The sequence below is a fragment of the Amycolatopsis sp. NPDC005003 genome (genome assembly GCF_053600695.1).
Window position 1 is genome coordinate 168,963 of record NZ_JBSGAI010000008.1, and the last position, 20,117, is coordinate 189,079.

General features: G+C 71.6%; 22 protein-coding genes and 2 pseudogenes. 18 read left to right on the plus strand and 6 right to left on the minus strand.

The window, feature by feature from the left end; translation table 11 throughout:
* The first annotated feature begins 150 nt into the window (after positions 1 to 150).
* From ACWED2_RS12460 to ACWED2_RS12505, 10 genes are all read left to right on the plus strand, one after another.
* A complete protein-coding gene (locus ACWED2_RS12460; RefSeq protein WP_449690545.1) occupies positions 151 to 507 on the plus strand; it encodes a spore germination protein GerW family protein in 357 nt (118 codons plus the stop codon).
* Entirely contained in the window at positions 494 to 931 is a 438-nt protein-coding gene (locus ACWED2_RS12465) for a pyridoxamine 5'-phosphate oxidase family protein (RefSeq protein ID WP_449690546.1), read from the plus strand. Before ACWED2_RS12460 ends, ACWED2_RS12465 begins: the two co-directional genes overlap by 14 nt.
* Positions 932 to 1,018: 87 nt before the next feature.
* Entirely contained in the window at positions 1,019 to 1,711 is a 693-nt protein-coding gene (locus tag ACWED2_RS12470; RefSeq protein ID WP_449690620.1) for a response regulator transcription factor, read from the plus strand.
* Positions 1,708 to 3,087, plus strand: coding sequence for an ATP-binding protein (locus ACWED2_RS12475; RefSeq protein ID WP_449690547.1), 1,380 nt, complete (start codon positions 1,708 to 1,710; stop codon positions 3,085 to 3,087). Before ACWED2_RS12470 ends, ACWED2_RS12475 begins: the two co-directional genes overlap by 4 nt.
* A gap of 50 nt (positions 3,088 to 3,137) precedes the next feature.
* Positions 3,138 to 4,517, plus strand: a complete 1,380-nt coding sequence (locus ACWED2_RS12480) for a ferredoxin reductase family protein (protein WP_449690548.1) — start codon at positions 3,138 to 3,140, stop codon at positions 4,515 to 4,517.
* A 13-nt stretch (positions 4,518 to 4,530) separates the two neighbouring features.
* Complete coding sequence (locus tag ACWED2_RS12485; RefSeq protein WP_449690549.1) at positions 4,531 to 4,983, plus strand: FMN-binding protein; 453 nt, start codon at positions 4,531 to 4,533, stop codon at positions 4,981 to 4,983.
* A gap of 13 nt (positions 4,984 to 4,996) precedes the next feature.
* The gene (locus ACWED2_RS12490; protein ID WP_449690550.1) at positions 4,997 to 5,230 is read left to right on the plus strand and encodes a hypothetical protein; all 234 of its coding nucleotides are present in this window, start codon (positions 4,997 to 4,999) and stop codon (positions 5,228 to 5,230) included.
* Between the two features lie 44 nt (positions 5,231 to 5,274).
* On the plus strand, positions 5,275 to 5,829 hold the full coding sequence (locus tag ACWED2_RS12495) for a DUF2231 domain-containing protein (RefSeq protein ID WP_449690551.1): 555 nt from the start codon (positions 5,275 to 5,277) through the stop codon (positions 5,827 to 5,829).
* Between the two features lie 251 nt (positions 5,830 to 6,080).
* On the plus strand, positions 6,081 to 6,308 hold the full coding sequence (locus ACWED2_RS12500) for a hypothetical protein (RefSeq protein ID WP_449690552.1): 228 nt from the start codon (positions 6,081 to 6,083) through the stop codon (positions 6,306 to 6,308).
* 441 nt (positions 6,309 to 6,749) lie between these two features.
* Entirely contained in the window at positions 6,750 to 6,908 is a 159-nt protein-coding gene (locus ACWED2_RS12505) for a hypothetical protein (protein ID WP_449690624.1), read from the plus strand.
* Between the two features lie 285 nt (positions 6,909 to 7,193).
* On the opposite strand, the pseudogene ACWED2_RS12510 reads toward ACWED2_RS12505, so the two are convergent.
* Positions 7,194 to 7,355: pseudogene (locus ACWED2_RS12510) on the minus strand (FAD-dependent oxidoreductase); the annotation flags it as partial.
* On the opposite strand from ACWED2_RS12510, the gene ACWED2_RS12515 reads away from it, so the two are divergent.
* Positions 7,278 to 7,442, plus strand: a complete 165-nt coding sequence (locus tag ACWED2_RS12515; protein ID WP_449690625.1) for a hypothetical protein — start codon at positions 7,278 to 7,280, stop codon at positions 7,440 to 7,442. The pseudogene ACWED2_RS12510 and the gene ACWED2_RS12515 overlap by 78 nt on opposite strands.
* On the opposite strand, the gene ACWED2_RS12520 is transcribed toward ACWED2_RS12515, so the two are convergent.
* The 4 genes and pseudogenes from ACWED2_RS12520 to ACWED2_RS12535 form a co-directional block, all read right to left on the minus strand.
* The gene (locus ACWED2_RS12520; protein WP_449690553.1) at positions 7,418 to 8,161 is read right to left on the minus strand and encodes a sigma 54 modulation/S30EA ribosomal C-terminal domain-containing protein; all 744 of its coding nucleotides are present in this window, start codon (positions 8,159 to 8,161) and stop codon (positions 7,418 to 7,420) included. The genes ACWED2_RS12515 and ACWED2_RS12520 overlap by 25 nt on opposite strands.
* 119 nt (positions 8,162 to 8,280) lie before the next feature.
* Positions 8,281 to 8,589 (minus strand): annotated as a pseudogene (locus ACWED2_RS12525) (cbb3-type cytochrome c oxidase subunit I); the annotation flags it as partial.
* Positions 8,590 to 8,747: 158 nt separating this feature from the next.
* Positions 8,748 to 11,429: a pyruvate, phosphate dikinase gene (ppdK, locus tag ACWED2_RS12530; RefSeq protein WP_449690554.1), complete on the minus strand. Its 2,682-nt coding sequence runs from the start codon at positions 11,427 to 11,429 to the stop codon at positions 8,748 to 8,750.
* 210 nt (positions 11,430 to 11,639) lie between these two features.
* Complete coding sequence (locus ACWED2_RS12535) at positions 11,640 to 12,161, minus strand: HPF/RaiA family ribosome-associated protein (RefSeq protein ID WP_449690555.1); 522 nt, start codon at positions 12,159 to 12,161, stop codon at positions 11,640 to 11,642.
* 64 nt (positions 12,162 to 12,225) lie between these two features.
* Here ACWED2_RS12535 and ACWED2_RS12540 point away from each other — a divergent pair, with 64 nt between their 5' ends.
* From ACWED2_RS12540 to ACWED2_RS12565, 6 genes are all read left to right on the plus strand, one after another.
* On the plus strand, positions 12,226 to 13,224 hold the full coding sequence (locus ACWED2_RS12540; RefSeq protein WP_449690556.1) for an Acg family FMN-binding oxidoreductase: 999 nt from the start codon (positions 12,226 to 12,228) through the stop codon (positions 13,222 to 13,224).
* A gap of 27 nt (positions 13,225 to 13,251) precedes the next feature.
* On the plus strand, positions 13,252 to 14,136 hold the full coding sequence (locus ACWED2_RS12545) for a universal stress protein (RefSeq protein ID WP_449690557.1): 885 nt from the start codon (positions 13,252 to 13,254) through the stop codon (positions 14,134 to 14,136).
* Positions 14,137 to 14,162: 26 nt separating this feature from the next.
* Positions 14,163 to 16,898, plus strand: a complete 2,736-nt coding sequence (locus ACWED2_RS12550; RefSeq protein ID WP_449690558.1) for a cation-translocating P-type ATPase — start codon at positions 14,163 to 14,165, stop codon at positions 16,896 to 16,898.
* A 103-nt stretch (positions 16,899 to 17,001) separates the two neighbouring features.
* A complete protein-coding gene (locus tag ACWED2_RS12555) occupies positions 17,002 to 17,190 on the plus strand; it encodes a cutinase family protein (protein ID WP_449690621.1) in 189 nt (62 codons plus the stop codon).
* 138 nt (positions 17,191 to 17,328) lie between these two features.
* On the plus strand, positions 17,329 to 17,481 hold the full coding sequence (locus ACWED2_RS12560; RefSeq protein ID WP_449690559.1) for a hypothetical protein: 153 nt from the start codon (positions 17,329 to 17,331) through the stop codon (positions 17,479 to 17,481).
* 395 nt (positions 17,482 to 17,876) lie between these two features.
* On the plus strand, positions 17,877 to 19,487 hold the full coding sequence (locus tag ACWED2_RS12565) for a glycoside hydrolase family 27 protein (protein ID WP_449690560.1): 1,611 nt from the start codon (positions 17,877 to 17,879) through the stop codon (positions 19,485 to 19,487).
* A 137-nt stretch (positions 19,488 to 19,624) separates the two neighbouring features.
* Here the strand turns inward: ACWED2_RS12565 and ACWED2_RS12570 are convergent, their stop codons facing one another.
* Complete coding sequence (locus tag ACWED2_RS12570; RefSeq protein WP_449690561.1) at positions 19,625 to 19,753, minus strand: hypothetical protein; 129 nt, start codon at positions 19,751 to 19,753, stop codon at positions 19,625 to 19,627.
* 61 nt (positions 19,754 to 19,814) lie between these two features.
* Here ACWED2_RS12570 and ACWED2_RS12575 point away from each other — a divergent pair, with 61 nt between their 5' ends.
* Positions 19,815 to 20,051, plus strand: coding sequence for an arginine deiminase family protein (locus tag ACWED2_RS12575; protein WP_449690622.1), 237 nt, complete (start codon positions 19,815 to 19,817; stop codon positions 20,049 to 20,051).
* The last annotated feature ends 66 nt before the right edge of the window (positions 20,052 to 20,117 follow it).

Sequence of the window (20,117 nt, forward strand, 5' to 3'; positions counted from 1 at the left end):
CCGAAGTCGCTGGTTCGTGGTGTGACCAGCCAATCGGGACGAGCTCGCCACCGCCGCCGGCGAACGCCATCGGTGCGGGGGCCGTCGGTCACCGGCGGAAGGGACCATCGGCTCTGCCGCTCCCGCCCCCGCGCGCCGAGACTTCGTGGCATGAAGGTCGACGAACTGCTCGCGAAGGCGAAGGACGGGCTGGAGACCAGGATGGTTTTCGGCGAGCCGTACGAGGTCGACGGGGTCACGGTGATCGTGGCGTCGACCGTCGGCACCGGCGGAGGTGGCGGCGACAGCCGCGACGAGAAAGGCCGCTCCGGCGAAGGCGCCGGGTTCGGGCTGTCGGCCAAACCGGTCGGCGCGTACGTCATCAAGGACGGCAAGCTCCGCTGGGAACCGGCGATCGACGTGAACCGCCTCGTGGCGACGCTGGGCGCGATCGCCGTCGCCGCGATCTTCGCCGCGACGCGGCTGGCCAAGCTCAAGTACCGCACCGAGACCGATGAACATCCCTGATCTGCGTCCGCTGGGCCCGGCCCGCTGCCGCGCGCTGCTCGCCTCCGTCCCGCTCGGCCGCCTGGGCTTCGTCCACGGCGGACGCCCGGCGATCCGGCCGGTCAACTTCACCGTGGCGGGCGACGCGATCTGGCTGCGGTCAGGCCGCAACTCCTGGGCCGACCGGCTCGACGGGCAGCCCGTCACGTTCGAAGCCGACGCCTACGACCCCGGCGGCCACACCGGCTGGAGCGTGATCGTCACCGGGATTGCCGCCCTCATCACGGACGTCGAAACCGTGGCCGCACAGCTCGGCGCCGACCTGCGCTCGTGGGCTCCCCCGCCGCGCGACCGGCTGCTGCGGATCGGCGTCGACCGGATCGACGGCCGCCGGCTCGCCTTCCGGCCGGACGCGGACGACATGACGGAATCGGGGCCTCCCTGACGACACGGAAGCCGCACTTTGCCGACCGCTAACTTGCCGCTGATGTCCCGAAAACCCGGCAGGACGCGAAGCCCGCACGCGGGCATCATGGCGGCCATGCCGCACCGCGTCCTGCTCGCCGACGACGACCGCGCCATCCGCGAGTCCCTCGTCCGCGCCCTCGACCTCGAGGGCTACCACGTCACCGAGGTCGTCGACGGCGTCAGCGCGCTGGCCACCGCCCGGCGGGACGAGTTCGACGTGCTGATCCTCGACGTGATGATGCCCGGCGTCGACGGCCTCGGCGTGTGCCGCGTCCTCAGAGCCGAAGGCGACCGGACGCCGATCCTCATGCTGACCGCCCGGGTCGAAACCCCCGACCGGGTGGCCGGGCTGGACGCCGGAGCCGACGACTACCTGCCCAAACCGTTCGAACTCGACGAGCTCCTCGCGCGGCTGCGGGCCCTGCTGCGCCGCACGTCGCCGGAGCCCGAAGCGCGGCGCACGCTCCGGCTGGGTGAGCTCGCGGTCGACCCGGCCGCCCGGCGGGTGTGGTGGCACGGCACGGAGATCACGCTGTCGAAGACCGAGTTCGACCTGCTGGAGCTGCTCGTGCGCAACGCCGGGATCGTGCTCGACCGGGCCACGATCTACCAGCGGATCTGGGGCTACGAGTTCGGCGCGGACTCCAAGAACCTCGCCGTCTACATCGGCTACCTCCGACGCAAGCTGGAGCAGGCCGGCGCCACCGAACTGATCCACACGGTGCGCGGCGTGGGCTACTCGGTGCGGCCGGCATGAACCTGCGCAGCAAGCTCGCCATCGCGTTCGCCGGGGTCGGCGCGGCGGCGGCGATCCTCGTCGGGGTCTTCAGCTACCAGGCCGCTTCGCAGCGGATCAACGCCGAGCTGGACCGGTCGCTGCTCACGACGTCGGCCGAGGTCGCCGCCGGGGCGACGCAGGTCCTCGCGCCGAGCCCGGTCACCCGCGGCCCCGATGACGACGACCACGACGAGGCCCAGCCCATGGTGGCGCAGGCCATCGCGCCGGATGGGACAGTCCGCCGGCTGGGCGGACGGCCGGTCCACCTCGCCGTCGACGACGCCGACCGCGCGCTCGCCGCGACCGGCGCCCTCGCCGACCACCGCTACCGGAACTTCACCGCCGGCCGCGACGACTACCGCGTGATCACCGTGGCGCTGGGGTCCGGCCGCGGCGCGATCCAGCTCGGCATCGACGTCGACGAGTCCCGGCACGTGCTGGCCGAGCTGGCCGCCCGCATCACCGGGGTCAGCGCGATCGTCCTGGTCGCGGCGGCGCTGGCCGGGTGGCTCCTGGCCCGGCAGATCACCCGTCGGCTGGTCCGGCTGACCCTGGCGACCGAGCAGGTCGGCGACGGCCACCTCGCCGACGTCGCGGTCCCCGTGAGCGGGCGCGACGAGGTCGGCCGGCTCTCGACGTCGTTCGACCGCATGCTCGGCCGGCTCGCGGATGCCCGCGCCGACCAGGAACGCCTCGTCCAGGACGCCGCCCACGAACTGCGCACCCCGCTGACCAGCCTGCGCACCAACGCCAGCGTCTTGCGCCGGTTCGGCGAGCTCGGTCCCGACGCCCGGAGCAGGCTGCTCGACGACGTCGACGGCGAGGCCCGCGAGCTGACTCACCTCATCGACGAGCTCGTCGAGCTCGCCACCCGCCGCTACGAAGCCGAAGAACCGGCGCCGGTCGAGCTGGGCCACGTGGCCGAGCGCGCCGCCGACCGCGTCCGGCGCCGGTCGGGGCGCACGATCACCGTCGAGGCCGACGCGTCCGCCCTCACCGGCCAGCCGAAGGGCCTCGAGCGCGCCGTGTCCAACTTGCTGGAGAACGCCGTGAAGTTCGCTCCGGAAGGACCGATCGAGGTCGTCGTGCGCGACGGACGCGTGCAGGTGCTCGATCGCGGGCCCGGCATCGGCGACGAAGACACGCCGCGGGTGTTCGACCGATTCCACCGCGCGGACGAGGCCCGGAGCCTGCCCGGCTCCGGTCTCGGGCTGGCCATCGTGCGCGAGATCGCCGTCGCCCACAGCGGCTCCGTGTTCGCCGAGCCGCGCCCCGGTGGCGGCGCGGTGGTCGGGTTCACCGTCGGACCTGATCTTCTCTTACCGATTTCTCACCCTGGTCACGTCGACGGCTAACCGGGCTCCGGAAGGGTGGTTCCGAGAGAGATCACCCCTCAAGGAGCCCGATGTCCACCCTGGCCGCCCGCCGCGTCGCACCGCCTCTGGTCCGCACGTGGTGGCGGGACGCCGCGGGCCTGACGGCTTGGCTGAGCGTGCTGTTCGTGGTCGCCCTCTGGGTGTCCGGAGGAGGCCTGCAGGACCTCGGCGCCGACGTCCTGACTTCCGCCGGTCGGCTCACCGGGCTGCTGTCGGCCGACCTCCTGCTGCTGCAACTGCTGCTGATGGCCCGGATCCCGTGGGTGGAGCGCAGTTACGGCCAGGACGAGCTGGCCCGCCGGCACCGGCTGGCCGGGTTCACTTCGATCACGCTGCTGGCCGCGCACCTCGTGCTCATCGCCCTCGGCTACGCGGCGACCGACCGCTCCGGCGTCGTGACCGAAGCCTGGACGCTGGTCACGACGTACCCGGGCATGCTCCTGGCCGCGGCGGGCACGGCGGCGCTGGTCATGGTCGCGGTGACGTCGGCGCGCGTGGCCCGGCGGCGCCTGCGGTACGAGTCGTGGCACCTGCTGCACCTCTACGCCTACCTCGGCGCCGGCCTCGCCCTGCCACACCAGCTGTGGACCGGCGCCGACTTCACCGCGTCCCCCGTCGCGACCGCGTTCTGGTGGACCGCGTACGCCGTGGCAGCGGGGGCGGTACTCGTGTTCCGCGTCGGACTGCCGGTCCGCCTCAACGTCCGGCACCGGCTCGTCGTCGACCAGGTGGAGCGGGAGGGGCCCGGTGTCGTTTCGGTGTACCTGCGCGGCCGCCGGCTCGACCGGCTTCCCGTCGCGGCGGGCCAGTTCTTCGTGTGGCGGTTCGTCTCGGGTCCCGGCTGGACGCGCGGCAAACCGTTCTCCCTCTCGGCCGCTCCCGACGGCCGACGGCTCAGGATCACGGCGAAGGACCTCGGGCCCGGCAGCCGCCGGCTGGCGACTCTGCCGCCCGGTACTCCCGCGCTGTTCGAGGGGCCGTACGGCAGGCTCACCGGCACTGTCCGGAAAGGACGGAAACTGGCGATGTTCGCGTCCGGCATCGGGATCACTCCGCTGCGCGCGCTGCTGGAGGAACTGCCCTACCGGCCCGGCGAAGCCGTGCTGTTCTTCCGTGCCGGGAGGCAGCGGGACCTGCTGTTCCGCGCCGAGCTCGAAACTCTCGCGGCGCGGCGCGGCATCCGGCTCCACTACCTGCTCGGCCGCCGCTCCCGTGACCGCGCGTCCTGGCTGCCGGTGGGCTACGCGCCGGTGCCGGATGACACGGTGCTACGCCACCTCGTGCCCGACATCGCCGACCACGACGTCTACGTCTGCGGACCCGACGCGTGGACCGGCGCCGTACTCGACACCGCCCGCCGGGCCGGCGTCCCCGCCGACCGCGTCCACTCCGAACGGTTCGGCTGGTAGGAAAGGACTTCCGATGCGCAGGATCGCCATCGCCGCCGCGGCGACCATCTCGGTCGTCGTGCTGCTGTTCAGCTACCGCACCAGCACCGACCGGACCCCGGTCGCCACCGGGCGGCCACTCGGCGGCGGGACGCAGCCGACTCGGACCACGACCCCGGCCACCCCCGCGACACCGGGTTCCGCAGGCGGGAGCGGCACGTTCACCGGTGAGGAGGCCGACACCCGCTACGGTCCCGTGCAGGTGCGGATCAGCGTCGCCGACGGCAAGATCACCGACGCCCAGGCCGTCCAGTACCCCCAAGAAAGCGGCCGCGACGTCCGGATCAACTCCGCCGCCGTACCGGAACTGAACGAGGAGACACTGCAGGCCCAGAGCGCGCAGATCGACACCGTGAGCGGCGCGACCTACACCTCCGAGGGCTACCGGCAGTCCCTGCAGTCCGCGATCGACGCGGCCCACCGGTGAAGGCCGGGCCTCCGTGCTGGAGCTGCGTACCGGCGGTCTCGCGACGCCCTGCTCGGCCGCCCGCGGCCCGCACATCGTCGACCCGCACACCGCCGAGCTGCTTCCGGTGACGGTCACCGGCCCGGCCCTGCAGTGGGCCGACGCCTGCGCCACCGCCGCCTTCGCCCGCGGGGGCGAAGACGTCGAACAGTGGGTTTCGGCTCGGGCACCGGGATGCGAGGTCGCCGCGCTCGCTCGTGCCCCCTGAACCGGAACTGCCCCGACAACCCGACACCCTCCACGAAGGACATCATGACCACCGTCAACGGCCTGCCCGCCCACATCCTGCTCGTGCACGCCATCGTCGTCCTGCTCCCCCTCGCCGCCCTGTTGCTGGTGCTGAGCGCGCTATGGCCCGCCATCCGCCGCAAGGTCGCCGGGCCGAACGCGATCCTGTCCGTCCTCGTCGTGGTCCTCGTTCCGATCACCACGGAAGCGGGCGAATGGCTGGAACGCCACGTGGCTTCGACGCCGCTCGTGCGCGCCCACACCGAACTCGGCGACACCGCCCTCTACGTCGCACTCCCGGTGGCCGTCCTCGCCCTCGTCGTCTGGTGGCGCCGCCGCGAAAGCCTCCGGGTGGACACGGCCGACACCGCGGGCACTGGCTCGACCGCGGTCACCACCCGCCGCCGCACCTTCCTGGCCCCGGCATCGACCGCGGTGACCGTGGTGCTCGCCGTGCTGTCGATCGCGGCCGCGGGCGCGGCCTGCTACGACATCGTCCGCATCGGGGATTCCGGTGCCCAGGCCACCTGGCAGGGCCAGTTCAGCTCCTCCCCGACACCGCGCGAACCCGAGCACTGACGTCGCCGCCGACAGTGCACAGCCCGCGACGTTCACCTCTCGAGATCGCGCGCCTCGCCGAACCGTCCGCAGCGCCAGTGAGTCGTCGAGGACAACGACGTCCGCACCGCCTCCCGGCCGCAGCAACCCCAGGCCGCTGCGCGGGAACAGTTCGGCCGGCGTGCGAGTCGCCGCGGTGACCGCGGCTTCCAGCGGTATCCCTGCCGCGCACGCGTCGCGGATGGCGTCGAGCGGGGGTGATCGTGGTTCCGATGGCGGTACCGCCCGGCGCGCCGGGCGGTACCGCCGGACACGGTGAACTCGACATCGCCGAGCCGGTAGTGGCCATCCGGGCAGCCGCCGGCGGCCAGCGCGTCGGTGACCAGCACGACCCGGTCACAAGCAGCGTGGAAGGCCAGCCGGACCGCCTCGGGCGCAAGGTGGCTTGGATCAGCGAGGAGTCGCGCGGTCGCGTTCGTGAGCCGTTGGCTGGGTGGTGACGAGAAGGTCGAGCGAGTTCGTTGCGCAGAATGCCCGGGCCCGCGAAAGCGCGTCGTCGAGCAGAGTGGGATCGATGCCGGGTCCGACCTCAGCGGTGACCGTCGCGGATGAACTGTTCACCCCTTCACCATGCCCCCGGCCCCGGGTCCGCACAGGGCCCTTGGCCACCAACCGCCGCCTCGGAAGACCTCCTCCGGAAGTCCTGACCGCCTGTGTGCACTGCGCCGGGCGTGGGAACAACGACTCCATCCGGACGGGCAGATCGGCCCGCCGGGTCTTGGCCTTCTCCTCTGCGCCCACTTGCCCGCCGAGCGGCACCATCGAGGGACGGGGAGAAGACCAAGACCCCTTCCACCGAACCGGAGGCCGACATGCGACTCGTTCACCGCACGAAGCATCTCGGTCCAGCTCGGGCGGGCGGATTCCCCACCGGCCTGCGCGTGCGCGCACACAGCGGCCAGTTCGACGGCCAGACCGGAGTCGTGGTCGACCACGCACCCGACCTCCGCCCCGGTTCTGTGTGGATCGAATTCACCCCGGGCCACGCACGGCTGGTGCCCGGCTATCGGCTCGACGCCGCCGACAACCCGGAAAACTGAGGCGGCGTTCCGGCTTCCGCCGGAACGCCGACGCAGGCGTTCAGGCCCGCACGATCGTTTTCGCGGTATCCGCGACGACCACTTCGGCGGCTGAGGGGCCGCCGGGCAGGCGCGTGGCCGGGAGTACGAGGCCAGCCCGGCCGGGGCAGCAGGCGGGAGCGCAGCAGCGGCAGCACCCGGCGTGGGGACGCCGAAGGCCGCGCCGGCGGGCAAGGTACGCAGGGCGTTCCGGGTCCACAGGCAGGACCGTGCGGCAGCGCGTGCCTTGAGCGCGGCCGACAGGCCGAGTTCGTCGACCAGCGCCCGCATCCGGGGCGCCCGGACCGGGAACCCGTCCGGTCCGGTGTCCACCGGCAGGCCCTCGACGTCGTGCGTGCGGATCTTCCCGCCGAGGCGGTCCTCGGCCTCGGCGAGGAGGACCTCGGGCGGATCGGGACGCTGCCGCAGGAAGCAGGCCGTGGCGAGCCCGGAGATCCCGCCGCCGACGACCGCGATGCGCGGGGTGCCGGTCATGCCGCGGTGACGAGCCCGTAGTGCCCGTCGTAGCGCAAGTACAGAACAGCGCCCCGTCCGGTGCGGGAGTCCCGGAAGAACAGGAACGGCAACTCGAGGGCGTCGAGCCGTTCGCCGGCCGCCTCGGCGGTCAGCCGAGGCACCGGGTGGACGTCGACGACCCACGGCGCCGTGACGGTTCCGGCCGGTGGGGCGAGGCCGGCCGGCCGGGAGAGCCGGTAGCCGGTCGGACCGCCGCGGTACACCACCGCGTCCTCGCCGGTGTCGGCGTCGACGAAGAGGTGGACGCGATAGTCCATCAGATCCATGGTCAGTGCCGCGTCGTCCGGACGCATCGTCCTCAGTGGACAGCGCTTGTGGCGCACGATCTCCCGTTGCCCGGTCGGACGCGGAAGCGACGGGGGCCCGCCCGGCGGTGGCGGCCACGGCCTCGGCACGGCCGGGTTCTGCAGCCGCGCCAGCTGTTCGCCGAGCCGTTTGCGGAGCAGGGTGGCTGCCTCCTGGAAGAACACGCCGGTCAGCTGGGCCCGTACCGGCTGCCCGTCGACGACGAGGTTCGCCTGGACGAGCGCGGGCCGTGGCACAGCCGGCTTCCGGTACACCGTGAGCTTGAGCTTCGCGGATTCGACTTGGCCCGGCACCCGCCGGAGCACGGCGCCGATCCGGCGGCGGACGTACTCCCGGGCGGCCGGGACGACGTCACCCGAGATGTCCACGGCCAGGTTGAGCGTGCGCGACACCTTCTGCCTTTCGTCAGTGGTAACAGGGTCCGTCATTGATCCGCGGGGAGGAGCGGTGGATCTTCCCCGGTCGCGGGGGTTTCCGGTTTTCCGGTGAGAGTGATTTCGCCTTCGCGACGGAGCAGGTACGCGCCGATCGTCGAGATCGTGTTCAGTGTCGTGAACCCGTCCGTGGTCAGGTAGTCGGCGTAGCGGCGCGGCATGCCTTCGTTGCCCAGCCAGTGCTGGACGAGGAACGTGGTATGGAAGCCGACGGAGAACAGCATCGGTGACTCGAACGTCACCTGCCCCTTCCACATCGTGCCGATCCAGTTGAAGAACTTGACGCCGGTGGGCACGGCGACCAGGAAGGTCATGAAGGAGAAGAACGGCAGCAGCACGGCGCCGGTGGCGTACATGTGGTGCGCCCACACCGCGACCGACAGGGCGGGCCGGGTCTCGTGGCCGTCACGGGCACTCCTGTCTGTCCAATCATCGCACGCGACAGTCGACCGCGGCACCCGCCCCGCCCGACAGGGACCAAAGTCCTCTGTGGATACCCCGAAGTCCTTCTCCGGGAGAGGGGATGCCGCGGCGACTTCGTCTCCTATCGGTTGTCGACAGCGCTGTCGGCCAGGCCGACGGCGGCGCGGCCGGCTTCGAGGCGGGCGACGGGCACCCGGAAGGGCGAGCAGGACACGTAGTCGAGGCCCACCTCGTGGAAGAATCCGATCGACGCGGGGTCGCCGCCGTGTTCGCCGCACACACCCATGACCAGGCCCGGGCGGGTGGTCCGGCCCGCTTCCACGGCGCCGGAGATGAGCGTGCCGACACCGTCGCGGTCGATCGTCTCGAACGGGGACACCCCGAAGATGCCCTCGGCGAGGTAGGTGGGGAAGAACGACGCCTCGACGTCGTCCCGCGAGAATCCCCACACCGTCTGGGTCAAGTCGTTGGTGCCGAAGGAGAAGAACTCCGCCGAACCGGCGATGCGGCCCGCGGTCACGGCGGCCCGGGGCAGCTCGATCATGGTGCCGATCTCGTACGGGAATCCCGTTCCGGCGGTGATTTCGTCGAGGATCCGCCGGGCCCGGCCGGCCATGATGTCCAGCTCCCGCACGTCGCCGACCAGCGGGATCATGATCTCCACGCGCGGGGCACCGCCCGCGCGCACCCGGGTCGCGGCGGCTTCGGCGATGGCGCGCACCTGCATCTCGTAGAGACCGGGCACGACCAGCCCGAGCCGGACTCCGCGGGTACCGAGCATCGGGTTCTCTTCGTGCAGCCGGTCGACCGCGCGCAGCAGGTCTTCCGGCGCACCCGGGCGGCCCAGTGCCTTGGCCACCGCCACTTCGGCGGTCAACGCCGTGCGGTCGGGCAGGAACTCGTGCAAGGGCGGGTCCAGCAGCCGGATCGTGACCGGCAGCCCGTCCATCTCCTCGAGAATCCGCACGAAGTCCGCTCGTTGCAGCGGGAGCAGCGCCGCGAGTGCGGACTCGCGCTCGGCGTCGGTCCCGGCCAGGATCAGCCGTTCGACCAACACCCGGCGGTCGCCGAGGAACATGTGCTCCGTGCGGCACAGTCCGACCCCGGTCGCGCCGAGACGGCGGGCCCGTCGCGTGTCCTCCGGAGTGTCGGCGTTCGCCCGCACCTCCAGCCGCCGCCGGGTGTCGGCGTGCGTGATGATCCGATCGACCGCCCGCAACAGCGCATCGGTTCCGGGCTCGCGGCGGCCTTCGAAGTAGTCGACGACCGGCGACGGCACCACGGCCAGCTCGCCGAGGTACACCTCGCCGGCGGTGCCGTCGATGGAAATCACGTCGCCCTCGGCGACCACCGTGCCGTCCGCGGTCGTGAACCGGCGGTTCACCACATCGACGTCCAAGGACTCGGCGCCGCACACGCACGTGCGCCCCAGCCCACGGGCGACGACGGCGGCGTGCGACGTCTTGCCGCCGCGGCTGGTGAGCACGCCCCGGGCGTGGATCAGCCCGTCGAGATCGTCGGGATTGGTTTCCCGCCGTACCAGGATGACGGCGGCGCCTTCCTCCGCCCGGCGGACCGCGGTGGCCGAGTCGAACACCGCCTCGCCGACCGCCGCGCCCGGGGACGCCGCGACGCCGGTGGCGACGGGCGGGGTGGCGGTGTCGGCGAAGCGGGGGAACATCAGCTGGGCCAGCTGCGCGCCGCTGACCCGCCGCAGGGCTTCGTCGGCGTCGATCACGCCTTCCTCTTGCAGGGCCTCGGCGATGCGGAACGCGGCGGCCGCGGTGCGCTTGCCGACCCGGGTCTGCAGCATCCACAGCCGGCCGCGTTCGACGGTGAACTCGATGTCGCACAGGTCGCGGTAGTGCTCCTCCAGCGTCCGCATGATTCCCAGGAGCTGCTCGTACGCCCGGGGCTGCAGGTCGGCGAGCCGGTGCAGGGGCAGGGTGTTGCGGATGCCGGCCACGACGTCCTCACCCTGGGCGTCGGCGAGGTAGTCGCCGTAGACGCCCGGCGCCCCGGTGGCCGGATCGCGGGTGAATGCGACGCCCGTGCCGGAATCCTCGCCGAGATTGCCGAACACCATCGCGCACACGTTCACCGCGGTGCCCAGGTCCTCGGGGATGTGCTCGGCGCGGCGGTAGACGTGAGCGCGGTCGGTGTTCCACGATTCGAACACCGAGTTGATCGCGAGGTTCAGCTGCTCGCGCGGGTCCTGCGGGAACTCCCGGCCCGCCTGTTCCCGGACGATGTCCTTGAACGTGGCGGTCAGCGCCCGGAGATCGGCCACGTCCAGGCCGAGGTCACCGGTGACGCCCTTGGCCTGCTTCGCGGCCCGCAACGCGCCGGCGAAGCAGGCAGCATCGACGCCCAGCACGGTCGTGCCGAACATCTGGACCAGCCTCCGGTAGGAGTCCCACGCCAGCCGCTCGTCCCCCGACCACGCGGCCAGCCCGGCCACCGATTCGTCCGTCAGTCCGATGTCGAGGACGGTGTCCATCATCCCCGGCATCGAGAACCGCGCGCCGGAGCGGACCGAGACCAGCAGCGGCTCGTCCACCTGGCCGAGCTTGCGGCCCATCGCGCGCTCCAGCGTGTGCAGGTGCTCCGCCACCTCCTCGGCCAGCCCCTCGGGCGGCGCACCGGCGGCCAGGTACGCCCGGCACGCCTCGGTGGTGATCGTGAACCCCGGCGGCACCGGCAAGCCCATCACGGTCATCTCGGCGAGGTTGGCGCCCTTGCCGCCGAGCAGGTCCGCCATGGCGCGGTTGCCCTCGGCGAAGTCGTACACGTACTTGCGCATCGTCATCTCCACGTCGGTGTCCGAAGTAGACTGTGCCTTCCGGCGTCCGCCGGGCCGTGCGGTCGGTCCTCGGCCTGCTCCATCCCACCGGTTCAGAACCGTGCCGGACACTGCACAACGGTTTATCGCAGGGTGCCGTAGGTCCTCATTCGAAGGGGCGGTTGGTCCTCGCCGGAAAGGCCGCTTCGCCCGCGTTTCGGGTGGATGGCGTCAGTGTGCGCCGGCCGTGGGTGCAACGGTCTGGGCCGGGTCGGCCGGCACGTCCAGGTGCCGGACGGACTCCCCGCCCTTGTGCTGGTACAGCCGGCCGAACTTGCGCTCCAGCACGCTTTCGAGCTTGCGGATGGCGCCGTGGCAGGCGTCGGTCACCGAACCGGCGTGCTGGGTCACCGAAACAACCCCGTGCCCGGCCAGACGGGCCTCGAGCACGCACCGCCGGTCCAGCCCGGCGGCGCGAGCGGCGATTTCGTCACCGAGGTGGGCTTCCAGACGGGTGATTCGCTCGGAGGACCGGGAGAACGCGGACTCGAGCTCCTGCTCGACGCGTCGCATCAGGGCGTCACTGCCGTGCACGTTCTTGTCGGTGCTGATGTGGATCTGCATGCCCTGATCGTCTTCGCCCTGTGCGAGTCCATCCCAGAACCACAGGTCCCTTGCCCGAAGGACCAAAGGCTCCACCGACCCCAGCGGCTCACCGCTGGTGACCTTGTGCTCTTTCGGACCCCGGGCCACCCGGGAGATCCTCGAGCCGAGCCTTCCGATCCACAGCGGGCCGCGCCGCGGCATGGGGGGAGACATGACTTCAGCCATCACGCCGGTCGGCCTGCTGGACTCCGATCAAGTGAAATCCGTGATCGGTGCCGCGGTGCTGGCCCCGTCCACACACAACACGCAGCCCTGGCGGTTCCGCTGCACCCCCCTGGGCCTCGAGCTGCACGCGGACACCGAGCGCGCACTTCCGGTCGTCGACACCGGCCAGCGGGAACTACTGCTCTCCTGCGGGGCGGCGTTGTTCAACCTCCGCACCGCCATCCACGCTCTGGGCGCCCACCCCGCCACGACCCTTCTCCCCCGCCGTGACGAACCGAACCTGTTGGCCGTCATCCGGCCCTTCGCCGCCCACAAACCCGACCCGCGGTCGGTCGAGCTGGCCGACGCGATCCCCCGCCGGCACACCAACCGCACGCCGTTCGAGAAAGCCGCCATCCCCACCTCCGTGGTCGCCAAGCTCCGTCACGCCGCCGAGATCGAACAGGCCTGGCTGCCCCGGCTGGACGCCGTCCAGCTGGACCGGCTGCGGGAACTGGTCAACAAGAGTCACCACGCCCAGCTGGCCGATCCGGCGTTCGTCGCGGAGTGGCGGTACTGGACCGGGCGTGGGCGGGGCAGCCGCGACGGCGTCCCCGGCTACGCCGCCGGGGCGATGCCCGCCGACGACGGCGGCTGGATCCTCCGGGACTTCGGGACCGAGTCCTCGCCCCGGCGCGGCCGGATCGACGAATCCGACCCGCTGGTCGTGGTCATCGGCTCCTTCGACGACACCCGGCTCGACCAGCTCCGCGCCGGGCAAGCCATGCAGCGAGTGCTGCTGACCGCCACCGCCGCCGGGCTCGACGCGTCGTTCATCTCCCAGCCGGTCGAAGTCACGAGCGTCCGCAACGAGCTGCGCGACCTGCTCGGCGGCGGGCTGTGGCCGCAGATCGTCCTGCGACTGGGCCGGGGCAAGCCGGTGGCGTGGACGCCGCGACGGTCCGTGGCCGACGTTCTGCTGGAGCCGGACCGGCTCAGCGCCTGATCACCGACTTTCGTGGAGGGACCGGAGATGACGGAAGCAAGCGTGCGGCCGATCGTGGTGGGCGTGGACGGCTCGACCGCCGCGACCCACGCCGTGAGCTGGGCCGCGCAGGAGGCGGTCCGGCGCGACGTGCCGCTGGTGGTCGTCCACGCGTGCGCGCTGGTGCCGGTGGCCGTGCCGTACGCGGAAGCGCTGGTGCCCGCCTACCACCGCGCGCAGCTCGAGTACGGCCGCGAGTGGCTCGACGCGGCGGAGTCGGCGGCGCGAGAGGCCGCCCCGGACGCGCGGGTGAGCACGGACCTGGCCCGCGGCTCGGCGGCCGAGCAGCTGATCGCCCGCTCGGCGTCGGCGGAGCTGGTCGTGCTGGGATCACGGGGCCTGGGCGGGTTCACCGGCTTGGTGGTGGGGTCGATCGCGGTGGCGGTGGCCACCTACGGCCACTGCCCGATCGTGGTGGTCCGCGGCGCCGACGCCGGGACCGAGGGGCCCGTGGTCGTCGGCGTGGACGGGTCACCCACGAGTGCGGCGGCGATCCCGTTCGCGTTCCGCGCCGCCGCCTCGCGCGGTGTGCCGCTGGTCGCGGTGCACGCCTGGCTGGACCTGCCGCTGGGCGGGTTCGGGGAAATCGGCGTGGAAGTGGACTGGGCGGTGATCGAGCGCGAGCAACACGCGCTGGTCGGCGAGTGGCTCGCGCCGGCCCGAGCCGAGTACCCGGACGTGCCGGTGGAGCTGGTCATCGCCCGGCACCGACCCGCGCACACCCTGCTCGAACAAGCCGAGAACGCTCAGCTGGTCGTGGTCGGCTCCCGCGGGCGGGGCGGCTTCCGCGGTCTGCTCCTGGGTTCGACCAGCCACGCCCTCATCTACCACGCCGCCTGCCCGGTGGCCGTCGTCCCGCCGCCCCGGCCGTGACCGGCCGGGAACGCGGTGGTCTTCTGGTGACCGGTGACCGCACTGCGCTGCCGGCGGTTTCGCAGCCGTGGCGGCTGGAGACGGCCGACGTCTCGGCGCAGCTCGGCGTGGACCCCGCCCGCGGCCTGGACGAAGCGGACGCGGCTCGCCGGCTCGCGGACGCCGGGCCGAACCGGCTGGCCGAACCGGCGGCCCGGCCGTGGTGGCAGGCGCTGCTCGCGCAGGTCGCCAACCCGCTGAACGTGGTGCTGGTGCTCGCCGCCGTGCTGGCCGGCGTGGCCGAACGGTCGTTCCGGGAAGCGCTGGTCATCGGGCTGGTCCTGGGGCTCAACGGCGTGCTGGGGTTCTTCCAGGAACGCCGCGCCGACCAGGCCGTCGCCGCCCTGCGCGAGATGTTGAGCCCGTCGGCGCGGGTCCGTCGCGACGGAGATGTCGTGGAGGTACCCGCCACCGACCTCGTTCCCGGTGACATCGTGCTGGTCGAAGCCGGAGACCGGATCCCCGCCGACGGCCGGGTCCTCGCCCAGGTCACCCTGGAAACTGACGAGTCCGGCCTGACCGGCGAGTCGGTACCGGTCGCCAAGACCGGCAAGGCTCTGCCCGGCGACGTCGGCCTGCCCGACCGCACCTGCATGGCCCACATGACCAGCGTCGTCACCCGCGGCCGCGGCGAGGTGCTGGTCACCGCCACGGGCATGGCCACCGAGATCGGCAAGGTCGCCGGTCTGCTGCAACGCACCGAGGCCGTCCGCACCCCGCTGCAGCGGCAGCTGGACAAGCTCGGGGTACGGCTGGCCTACCTCGCCGGGATGGCGGTCATCCTGGTCGCAGTGATCCAGTTCGTCACCGGCAGCGGCCTGGGCGAGGTGATCACGCTCGCCGTCGCACTGGGTGTGGCGGCCATCCCGGAGGGGCTGCCTGCGGTCGTCACGGTCACCCTCGCCCTGGGTATGCGTCGGATGGCCCGCCGCCGGGCCATCGTCAAACGCCTCACCGCCGTCGAGACCCTCGGCTCCACCACGGTGATCTGCACCGACAAGACCGGCACGCTCACCCTCAACCAGATGACCGCCCGCTCGCTGTGGCACGCCGGCCGCCGCTACCGCATCAGCGGCGAGGGCTACCGGCCCGACGGGACGATCACCGCCGAAGACGGAAGCCCGATTCCCGACCTGCGCGACGTGCTGGCGCCCGCCGCCCTGTGCAACGACTCCGTCGTCCACGACGGCACGCTCGTCGGCGACCCCACCGAGGGTGCCCTGGTCACTCTGGCCGGCAAAGCCGGACTGGACGTCACCGCACTGCGCCAGGCCGCCCCGCGCATCGCCGAGATCCCGTTCGACTCCGGCCGCAAGTACATGGCCACCTTCCACCACCACGGATCCGGCGTGCGGGCGTGCGTCAAGGGCGCCCCGGACGTCCTGCTCCGCCACGCCACCCACGTCCGCGGCACCGACGGCGACCGCCCGCTGGACGAGCAGCGCCACCGCGAGATCTCCGCGGTGCTCGAGGAACTCGCCGGCCGCGGCGAACGCGTGCTGGCCATCGCCCTCGCCGACCGGCCCGGCATCGACACCGACGCCACCGGCACCCCGCTGCTGCCGGACGAGCTCGTCCTGGCCGGCCTCGTCGGCATCCTCGACCCGCCCCGCCCCGAAGTCGCCGACGCGGTCGCCGAGTGCCACACCGCCGGCATCGACGTCAAGATGATCACCGGCGACCACCTCGCCACCGCGACCTCGATCGCCCACGCCCTCGGCATCACCGGCCGCGGCATCACCGGCGAGGACATCGACCGGCTCGACGACAGCGCCCTCGAACAGGAGGCTCCCGGCGTCGGCGTGTTCGCCCGCGTCGCCCCCGAACACAAGATCCGCATCGTGCAGACCCTGCGACGCCGCCACGAAACCGTCGCCATGACCGGAGACGGCGTCAACGACGCGCCCGCGCTCAAAGGCGCCGACATCGGCGTGGCCATGGGCATCACCGGCTCCGACGTGTCCAAAGAGGCCGCCTCGATGGTCCTCACCGACGACAACTTCGCCACCATCGTCGGCGCCGTCCGCCAAGGCCGCACGATCTACGACAACATCGTCAAGTTCGTCCGCTTCCAGATCAGCACCAACCTCGCCGCGATCCTCACCATGGTCGCCGGATCGGTGGTCTTCCTGTCCGAACCCGCCGTGCTCACCCCGCTGATGTTGTTGTGGGTCAACGTCATCGCCGACGGACCACCGGCACTGGCCCTCGGCCTCGAACCCGCCCGCCGGGCCGTCATGCACGAACCACCCCGGCCCCCAGGCGCGCACATCCTCACCGGACGCCGTCTCGCCCGCATCACCGCCACCGGCCTGCTCATGACCGCCGGAACCCTCTACGCCTACCGGCTCGGCCTTGACCGCGGCACTGACATCGCGCAAACCCTGGCCTTCACGACCTTTGTGCTCTACCAGGTGTTCAACCTCTTCAACGTCCGCGACGAAAACGCCACGGTGTTCGGCCCACTGCTGCTGCGGAACTGGCGCCTGTGGGCCGCTCTCGCCGCGGTGCTGGTCCTGCAGATCTGCGCGGTTCACGTCCCCGCAGCGCAGGCCCTGTTCGGCACGGCCGACCTCACTGCGGCCGACTGGGCCGTCGCCACCGCACTGGCCGCCACCGTGCTCGCATTCGAAGAGCTCCGCAAAGCGCTACGACGCCACCGTGCCCGGGTCACCACCAGCGACCGTGGCCCCGGCGAAAACGGACCGCCGGCACGAATTTGACGGCTGGACCACCAGCGCGAGGGACACCACCGCCGCAACCGAGTCGCTGGATTCGTGCAGGCTGCGGGCAGCACCGTTGGTGGGGTGAACGCGCGTCGCCGCGATCCTGCTGTTCGGCAACCCCATCCGGTCGGACGGCCGGAGCGTCACGGGCACCTACGAGAGCCACACCAAGGACTACTGCGCCGACGGCGACACGATCTGCCAGTTCCTCGGCACGAATCCCCTGGCCCACTTCAGCTACGGCGGCAACGCCGCCGACGCGGCCGAATTCGTGGCCGGCAAGGTTTGACCGCCGGTCCCTTGTGGACCCGCCCCCGCGTCCGCCGCCCACGGCCCGACCGGCGGGCGCGCGGGCGCGGGCGGACTCCCGCCGGTCGGCGGTGAACTCACCCGCCGGCTCGTCCAGGCCCTGGTGGTCGGACTCGCGGTGTTCGTCCTGCTCGGCCTGATCGTCGTCCCGCCGGTGACCGCGGAACAGATGAGTGGTTCCGACCATCGCAAGCAATTCTTCGCGCCGATCATCGACAAGATCGAGCGGGCCCTCGCGGTTCGCTCGATCTCCCTCTTCTTCCCGTGCTGAATGCTAGCTCCAATGAAATTTACCTGGCGCCGAACCATCGTCGAACAGTTGGAGAGGAACCACGTAACCGCAGATAGACGCAGTGCTGAAGCCCTGAACGAGGGCTCCGTCCCGAACGGTGGTTCACCCGGATTGCCGCACACCTTCCTTCTTGCGGAGACACTCTTGTGAGCGTGAACATCGAGTGCCACACTGTCTCCGCCTGCGCCGCTGACGGAAGCCGCCGCGGCACAGCCCGCCGGCGAATTTGTCGAACCCGGAATTCCGGAGCGTCGGGCAGCGCTGTGCCCGGCCGTGCGGCAGCACGGATGGCAGCCGGAAAGCCGTACGCACCGAGGAGTGAGATCAGGGTGACCGCAACACGACTTCCCCGTCCTCGCAGGGCGGCAACGCTGTTGGCAGCAGGCGTGCTGCTGTCCGCGATGACGACGGTACTGCCCACGTCGCCCGCGGAGGCGTTGGACAACGGTGTCGCACGCACGCCACCGATGGGATGGAACTCGTGGAACACGTTCGGCTGCAACATCAGCGAAGCGCTGATCAGGCAGATGACCGATGCGATGGTCAACTCCGGCATGCGTGACGCGGGCTACCAGTACGTCGTGGTGGACGACTGCTGGATGAACCCGAACCGGGACTCGGCGGGCAACCTCCAAGGCGACCCGAGCCGGTTCCCCAGCGGTATGAAGGCGCTCGGCGACTACATCCACGGCAAGGGCCTCAAATTCGGGATCTACCAGGCGCCGTTGGCCGAGACGTGCGCCCAGTACTTCAACTCCTACCCCGGTTCGACCGGAGCGCTGGGCCACGAGGAGCAGGACGCCCGCCAGTTCGCGGCCTGGGGCGTGGACTACCTCAAGTACGACTGGTGCTCGCCCAGCGGCACGATCGACGACCAGGTGCGCACGTTCGCCAAAATGCGCGACGCCCTGCGCGCCGCCGGCCGCCCGATCGTCTACAGCATCAACTCCAACAGCATCCACGACAAGACCGGGCCCCGGCGCAACTGGGGAGACGTGGCGAACATGTGGCGCACCACCGAGGACATCACCAACAAGTGGGACACCGGGCAGACCAACGGCTACCCGATGGGCATCCAGAACATCGTCAACGTCACCGTGCCCCTGGCCTCCTACGCCAAGCCCGGCGGGTTCAACGACCCCGACATGATGGAAGTCGGGCGCGGCGGCATGAACGACACCGAGATGCGCAGCCACTTCGCCCTGTGGGCCGTCATGGCCTCGCCCCTCATCGCGGGCAACGACCCGCGCAACATGGACGCCGCCACTTCGACCATCCTGAAGAACGCGAACCTCATCGCCATCAACCAGGACAGCCTCGGCCTGCAGGCCAGGCAGGTCTCCAACGACGGCACCCGGCGCGTCCTGGCCAAGCAGCTGGCCGACGGCACCGTCGCGGTCGCCCTGTTCAACCAGGGCGGCAGCACGACCACCGTCTCGACCACGGCGAGCGCGATCGGCCTGTCGGGCAGCTCGTTCACGCTGCGCGACGCCTGGACCAACGGCACGACCACCACGTCCGGCGCCATCTCGGCCAGTGTCCCGGCGCACGGCACCGCGGTGTACGTCGTCAGCGGCGGCGGAGGCCCCGCGCCCACGTCGTTCTCCTTGGTGAGCCAGAGCTCCGGCCGCTGCCTGGACATCCCCGGCAGCACGCCGACCAACGGCGCCCTGGCCCGGATCTGGGACTGCACCAGCCAGACCAACCAGCGCTTCACCACGACCACGGCCGGTGAGCTGCGCGCCTACGACGGCGCGAAGTGCCTGGACGTCTACAACCAGGGCACGGCCAACGGCACCGCCGTGACGTTGTGGGACTGCAACGGCCAGGGCAACCAGCAGTTCCGCATCAACTCCGACGGCAGCGTGACGGCGGTCGCGTCGGGCAAGTGCCTGGACGTCAACGGCGGCGCCACCGCCAACGGAACGCAGGTCATCATCTGGGATTGCCACGGCGGCACCAACCAGAGGTGGACCCGCACCTGACCCCAGGGCGGCGCCCGCGAACTCCACGGTCGCCGCCGACCGGACCGACTTCCGTGGCGCGGTCAGCGGCTGGGACCCCACCCGGGCACGACCGGCGAGAACGAGCGCATGACCGCGCACCACCGGCCCGCCGCTTCCTACGTCGCCGCCAACGCCAACCGCACATCTGCCGGCCGGTATCGGAGCAACGCGCCCGCGACCCCGCCGACCAAGGCCGGCAGCACGACCAGGACGACCGCCCCGACGGCGATGCGTCCGCGGGTCATGTGTGGTCCCTCGGGGTCTCGAGCACGTCAACCAGGGTGACCCCGCAGCGCCGTCCGAATCATCGAGACCGGCGGTGACGTGTACGCGTCGGAACGGCAGCAGTGGGACAGCGGCAACAACGCCGTCGCGGTCGAACCCGGCGTGGTGTTCACCTACGACCGCAACACCCAGACCAACACCCTGCTGCGTCGCGCCGGCGTCGAGGTCATCACGATCACCGGCACCGAACTCGGCCGCGGTCGCGGCGGCGGCCACTGCATGACGTGCCCGCTGATCCGCGACGCCGTCGACTTCTGAGAAGAACGGCCACCGGATCGAGAACGTCGAGGCGGCCGCACTCGACCCGCCACCACCAAAGGGAGT